Origin of the sequence: uncultured Caballeronia sp., assembly GCF_964243625.1 — a bacterium.
Classification (GTDB): domain Bacteria; phylum Pseudomonadota; class Gammaproteobacteria; order Burkholderiales; family Burkholderiaceae; genus Caballeronia.
Map to the genome: position 1 here is coordinate 7,809 of NZ_CAXTGZ010000138.1, position 5,140 is coordinate 12,948.

At 59.1% G+C, this 5,140-nt stretch carries 5 protein-coding genes and 2 pseudogenes (1 of these 7 running past the window's edge); 6 read left to right on the forward strand and 1 reads right to left on the reverse strand.

Annotated features, from left to right (window positions below):
• A pseudogene (xdhC, locus tag ACFFAR_RS11960) lies at nucleotides 1–397 on the forward strand (xanthine dehydrogenase accessory protein XdhC); it begins 155 nt to the left of the window's first position.
• Between the two features lie 20 nt (nucleotides 398–417).
• Here xdhC and ACFFAR_RS11965 read toward each other — a convergent pair.
• A complete protein-coding gene (locus ACFFAR_RS11965; RefSeq protein ID WP_143325514.1) occupies nucleotides 418–636 on the reverse strand; it encodes a hypothetical protein in 219 nt (72 codons plus the stop codon).
• A gap of 182 nt (nucleotides 637–818) precedes the next feature.
• Between ACFFAR_RS11965 and ACFFAR_RS11970 the strand changes: the two genes are divergently transcribed.
• The 5 genes and pseudogenes from ACFFAR_RS11970 to ACFFAR_RS11990 all read left to right on the forward strand — a co-directional run bounded on the left by ACFFAR_RS11970 (nucleotide 819) and on the right by ACFFAR_RS11990 (nucleotide 5,009).
• The gene (locus tag ACFFAR_RS11970) at nucleotides 819–1,505 is read left to right on the forward strand and encodes a cytochrome b (protein ID WP_375507926.1); all 687 of its coding nucleotides are present in this window, start codon (nucleotides 819–821) and stop codon (nucleotides 1,503–1,505) included.
• A gap of 130 nt (nucleotides 1,506–1,635) precedes the next feature.
• Nucleotides 1,636–2,074 (forward strand): annotated as a pseudogene (locus tag ACFFAR_RS11975) (VIT1/CCC1 transporter family protein); the annotation flags it as partial.
• Nucleotides 2,075–2,383: 309 nt separating this feature from the next.
• Nucleotides 2,384–2,923 carry a hypothetical protein gene (locus ACFFAR_RS11980; protein ID WP_375507927.1) on the forward strand — a complete coding sequence of 180 codons (540 nt, stop codon included), beginning with the start codon at nucleotides 2,384–2,386 and terminating at the stop codon, nucleotides 2,921–2,923.
• Complete coding sequence (locus ACFFAR_RS11985) at nucleotides 2,920–3,582, forward strand: response regulator transcription factor (RefSeq protein WP_075357524.1); 663 nt, start codon at nucleotides 2,920–2,922, stop codon at nucleotides 3,580–3,582. Before ACFFAR_RS11980 ends, ACFFAR_RS11985 begins: the two co-directional genes overlap by 4 nt.
• Nucleotides 3,558–5,009, forward strand: a complete 1,452-nt coding sequence (locus tag ACFFAR_RS11990; protein ID WP_075357525.1) for an ATP-binding protein — start codon at nucleotides 3,558–3,560, stop codon at nucleotides 5,007–5,009. The genes ACFFAR_RS11985 and ACFFAR_RS11990 overlap by 25 nt, the downstream gene beginning before the upstream one ends.
• Nucleotides 5,010–5,140 lie beyond the last annotated feature (131 nt).

A 5,140-nucleotide genomic window follows, 5' to 3' on the forward strand; every position in this document is an offset into this window, starting at 1 on the left:
ATGGGTCGATGCCCGCGACGAACTGTTCCCTGATCAAGTGCCCGCCAACGTGCAAATCGAGGCGACCGATTCGCCGGATGCCATTGTGGATTCGGCGCCGCCCGGCGCCTATTTCCTGGTGATGACGCATGACCATTCGCTGGATTTTTCTCTGGCGTATCGGATCATGCGTCGCACCGATTTCGCTTACTTCGGCATGATCGGGTCGAACACGAAACGCGTGAAGTTCGAGCGGAGGTTGATTGATCGTGGTGTGGACGCCGAGCGATTGACGGAGATGATTTGCCCGATCGGCGTTGAAGGAATCGTCGATAAAGCGCCTGGGTCCATTGCGGTCTCGGTCTGTGCGCAGTTGATGCAGGTCAGGTCGGCGGTTAATTCTTGTTCCGGGTCTTAGCGGTCACTTGAACCAATTCATCAGTTGGCGTTGAGGCCAAGCTGGCGCGACAGTGTGCTACCGATGTCGCCGAGCCGATCGGCGGGATCGAAATGGCGCTCGTCGCGCTGACCGACAACGCGCGCATCGAGGTGAAGATTATCCAGCCGTTGCGATTTCAAATCGGAAACGGGGTCGACCCGCGCTCCAGGCCGGGAAATCCGCCTGACTATTCGGGCCGGAGCCGTCGCGACGGACATTCACGTGTTAAGCCACAGCCGCCTATCCTGATCACATGTCGTCATCAAACCAGGAAGCTGGATGGGACTTGATGCCTACCGTTCAATTGAATAGTGAATCTGGCTGCTTTCCATCATAGATAGACATTCAAGGATACAATTAGCGCGCTTACATAGGTTTGCATGAACGTAAGCATTGCTACGTGAAATGGATCGATGCTTGGATATTGCAAGCTGAACCTCAGAATCCCGCGCGCTACTATGCCTTTCCTAAGTATCTGGGCGCAAGCTTCCGGGTCCAGCCGGACCTTTCAGGACATGTCAATATGCGGCAGAACTCCTCGACCACACCCTCTGCGTATGGCCGCACCGCACGTTTTTTTCACTCGGCCACCGTGCTGCTTCTTGCGAGCCAATTTGCGATTGCGTGGACCATGCCCGATGTTCATCGCGGCACCCAGCCGATCGGTCTGATCGCTTGGCATTTGTCGGTTGGCATGCTTATCCTGCTGCTGGTGGCCGTGCGAATCGTTTGGCGCTTCACGCATCCGGCGCCCCGCGAATTGCCAGGCATTCCCCGTCCATTAGCGGTGGTTGCGCGCCTCACACACTGGATGCTTTATCTCCTACTGATAGCACTGCCGCTCATGGGATGGGCCAACGCCTCGTCCAGAGGGTGGCCGAGCTTCCTGGGCACTCTCTTGCCGTTGCCGGCGCTTTCGCCGGAAGGATCGCCATTCGGACACTCGCTTGGCGATTGGCATAAGATTTTTGCCTGGGTTCTGCTCGCGCTTGTTGTAATGCACGCGGCCGCTGCGGTTTTCCATCATTTTGTTCTTCGCGACGCCACCCTTCGACGCATGTTTCCCACATCGCGTGATAGCGCATAGCAAGCCGCCGAGTGCGTGATGAGAAATACTTTCATTCGCACTCAAGCGTGAACGAAGGGTTGTAGCGCCTCTATGCATACGTGCCCGTTGTTCTGCGAATCTTTCAATCACGGAACTGCGGAGACTCAGCATGGCATCGAAATCCGAGCTCAGACGATTTCGCAGCAACTTGTCCGGTGAGCTCGACAGCGCCGCGCTCTACGAAACACTTGCCGGCGCTGAGTACGATAGCGAACGCAAGCAGGTTTATGCGAAACTTGCGGCATCGGAGCGCGACCATGCGCGCGTCTGGTCCGAGAAACTGCGCGCCAACGGCGTGAGCGTGCGCACCTGCCAGAACCATTTTGCTGACTGCATTTGCCGGACTCGTGGCCGGAGCTTGTTCCATGGCGCTTGGGGAATGGCTGTCGGTCACGAACGCACGCGAACTCGCGCGTACGCAGATCGCGAAAGAAGCCGACGAACTCGAACATACGCCCGACGCGGAGCGACACGAACTCGCGCTGATCTATCAGTCGAAGGGGCTCGGCGCCGCAGAGGCGCGTCGCAGCGCAGCGCAAATCATGAAGGCAAATTCTGATCGGCATGGTGGCGGCAGGGTTTACGTTCGGTGTTGGCAAGCTGCTGGGCGTGTCGATGTCCTGAGATCAACTTACCCAGGCCCGGCTGCTTTCGCATGCTATGTAAGCCTCTGCTAATTATTGTTTCGCCTTCTGAACCTATGATGAGGCGTGGTCGACTTCGGAGTGGGGAAGCCAACCATGAATACGAACCCCGACTGTTAAGGTAAGACAGGCCGGGCCACTCGTCTACGCCGACGCGTCCCGCGCCGGCGTGTCGCAAGCATAAAGTTTCAACAGGTTCGAAGGTGCGGCGTCATGTCAAACGGTTGGCTGGATGGAGTGGGGGCCGTTGCCGGGATCTTGCTCGGCGTCGCGATTCCCGCACAGGAGGCCATACGCGCGCGTAAAGCATTCGGCGCGCATCTGGCTGAGCGCATCCGCGAAACTACGGATGCTTTCGATGCTGCAGAAGCGCTCGCACGGCAAGCGTTGTACGCTATAAGCGGGCCGGCGCGTGAACGCGCCCGTTTCGCTGCGGCTTACAACCGCTCGTATATCGAGCATATCTTGAGACGCGTGGATGCCGCCGCCAATAACGCGGTGAAAAACATACCCGAAGACACAGCCGGTTTCATCATTGCGACGGCGCACGCTCGAGCCAGCATGCGCGATTTCTTCGACAACCTTTCGGCCGCGAATTTGACTACGTCCTCGCCGTCCGCGCTGCGCGGCTTGTTCGATCGCCTTGGCAGTGACCTGCGCGAGCTCCACACTGCAGGTGACCGTATGCTGAAGATGCGGCATGTTGGACTCGCGGCTTTCGGCATGTGCCGCGCATTCTGGGATCCCCGATGAGAGTGTTGCTGGTTGAAGACGACTGGATGATCGGCGAGGTGGTCAGGGACGCGTTGAAGGACGCGTCATGCGGGGTGGACTGGGTGCGCGATGGACATCAGGCGCTAAGCGCCGTCAAGGTTCACTCCTACGAAGCCGTCCTGCTCGACCTTGGCTTGCCGAGGGCCGACGGCATGAGCGTCCTGAGCGCCATTCGCGCCAGCGACAATGCCACCCCAGTCCTGATCATCACGGCGCGTGACGGCGTCGCCGACCGCATTCGCGGGCTGGACAGCGGGGCCGACGATTACGTTCTCAAGCCGTTTGAAATGTCCGAAGTGCTCGCGCGCTTGCGTGCGATTGTGCGGCGGCGTGCGGGCGTCGCTGCGCCCGTGCTGACCAATGGCATCATGTCGCTGGATCCTGCCACCCATGAAGCGTGCTCGCCAGGGATATCGTTACGGCTTTCAGGACGCGAATTTGCGTTGCTGCATGCGTTGATGATTCGTCCCGGTGCGATCCTGTCGCGCACCGAACTCGAGGACCGCATCTACGGCTGGAACGAAGAGGTTGAAAGCAATGCAGTTGAATTTCTGATTCACTCGCTGCGACGAAAACTCGGCAGCGATACGATCAAAAATGTCAGGGGTGTCGGATGGATGGTATCGAAAGGCGGGTAGGGCAGTCGCTCCAGTTGCGCTTGTCCATGTGGCTCGCAATTGCCGTTCTTTTGAGTGCCGTCGCGGCAGGCATTTTTTCGTTCAAGGCCGCGTTCCACGAAGCCAACGAGATCCAGGATCAGCAGCTCAAGGAAGTGGCTACGCTCGTCACGGCGGAAAATGTGGACTCCATGGCGGAAGGCTCCGTGCATTATGTGCCGGAGTTCGAGCCGGAGGCGAAGGTCGTAGTGCAAAAGCTAGGCAACGTCAACACGCAGCGCCTGCTCGACTTGCCCCCTACGCTGTCTGATGGCATGAGGACGCTGACTCTCGGCAACCGCGAATGGCGCGTTGTGGTCCGCACACTGGCGCCGGGTACCCGCGTAGCCGTTGGCCAGCAGACTTCCGATAGAAACGAAATCGCCCGCAATAGTGCTGTCGCCACGCTAATTCCGTTTCTTGTACTGGCGCCGGTGTTGGTCGGGGTCGTGTTCCTGTTGGTCAGGCATATGTTCAAGCCCCTCGCGCGGCTTGCCGCAGAACTCGATGTCCGCCCTGATCACGATCTTTCAGAAATACGGGTTACCGGCGACCCGCAGCTTCCGGCCGAGATCGTGCCATTTCTTGTTGCCAATAACCGCATGCTCGCGCGCGTTGCCCAGTCGGTTGCGCTCCAGCGGCGTTTCATAGCCGACGCAGCGCATGAATTGCGCTCGCCGCTTACCGTGCTTTTGCTGCAGGCAGAGCGGCTGGATTTGTCGGAAATGTCGACGCAGGCGCGCGAACGCTTTACCGCCTTGAGCAATGGCCTCACGCGCACGCGCGCGCTCGTCGAGCAGTTGCTGACGCTCGCGCACGCGCAGGAGGGCGACGGCATTGAGGCGAATCTCAGCCCGGTCGCGCCGGCATTTCGCCGCGTGCTCGAAGACCTGATTCCGCTTGCGCAGGCGCGCCAGATCGATATTGGCGTGACCGGAGATTCAGACGTTTGGGTCCCCGCCAATGAAGCAGACCTGGGCACGGTGCTAAAGAACCTCGTCGATAACGCAATCCGCTATACGCCGGCGGGCGGGCGCGTGGACTTGTCGGTGCATACGAAGGACGGTCGTACGTCGATCGTTGTCGAAGACAACGGTCCGGGCATTCCCGAGGAAGAACGCGCGCGGGTGTTCGACCGATTTTATCGTGTGCTTGGCTCGGGGCAAAGCGGGTCTGGGCTTGGGTTGTCAATTGTGCAGACGATCGCGACCCGGATAGGCGCATCACTTGCGCTAGGAGACGCAGTCTGGAGTGAGCGCGGCGGCCTTCGCGTCACATTGACTTTTTCGATAGTGGATCAGGCCAGTGCATCTCTTGAACCAGGTCACAAACGCCCCAATGAGCCGGGAGCCTGTAGCGTAGTGTCAAACCGTCACCCTTGCGGGACAGGGCTGCAAGAGGATCGGTGACGTTTTGAGCGCCGCGCATGACGGGGTAGAGGACGGATGTCAATTTTCGAGTGAAGGGCCAAAGGGAATGTCGACATGGGAAAGAGGGCTTGTTCCTGTCAAGACGTTGGCTGACGCCATTCAGCGGAGAT

What these genes read in the sequence shown, in the direction of transcription:
- ACFFAR_RS11985 (WP_075357524.1), top strand. Translation starts at nt 2,920, where the DNA reads ATGAGAGTGTTGCTGGTTGAAGACGACTGGATGATCGGCGAGGTGGTC.
- ACFFAR_RS11980 (WP_375507927.1), top strand. Translation starts at nt 2,384, where the DNA reads ATGTCAAACGGTTGGCTGGATGGAGTGGGGGCCGTTGCCGGGATCTTG.
- ACFFAR_RS11990 (WP_075357525.1), top strand. Translation starts at nt 3,558, where the DNA reads ATGGATGGTATCGAAAGGCGGGTAGGGCAGTCGCTCCAGTTGCGCTTG.
- ACFFAR_RS11965 (WP_143325514.1), bottom strand. Translation starts at nt 636, where the DNA reads ATGTCCGTCGCGACGGCTCCGGCCCGAATAGTCAGGCGGATTTCCCGG.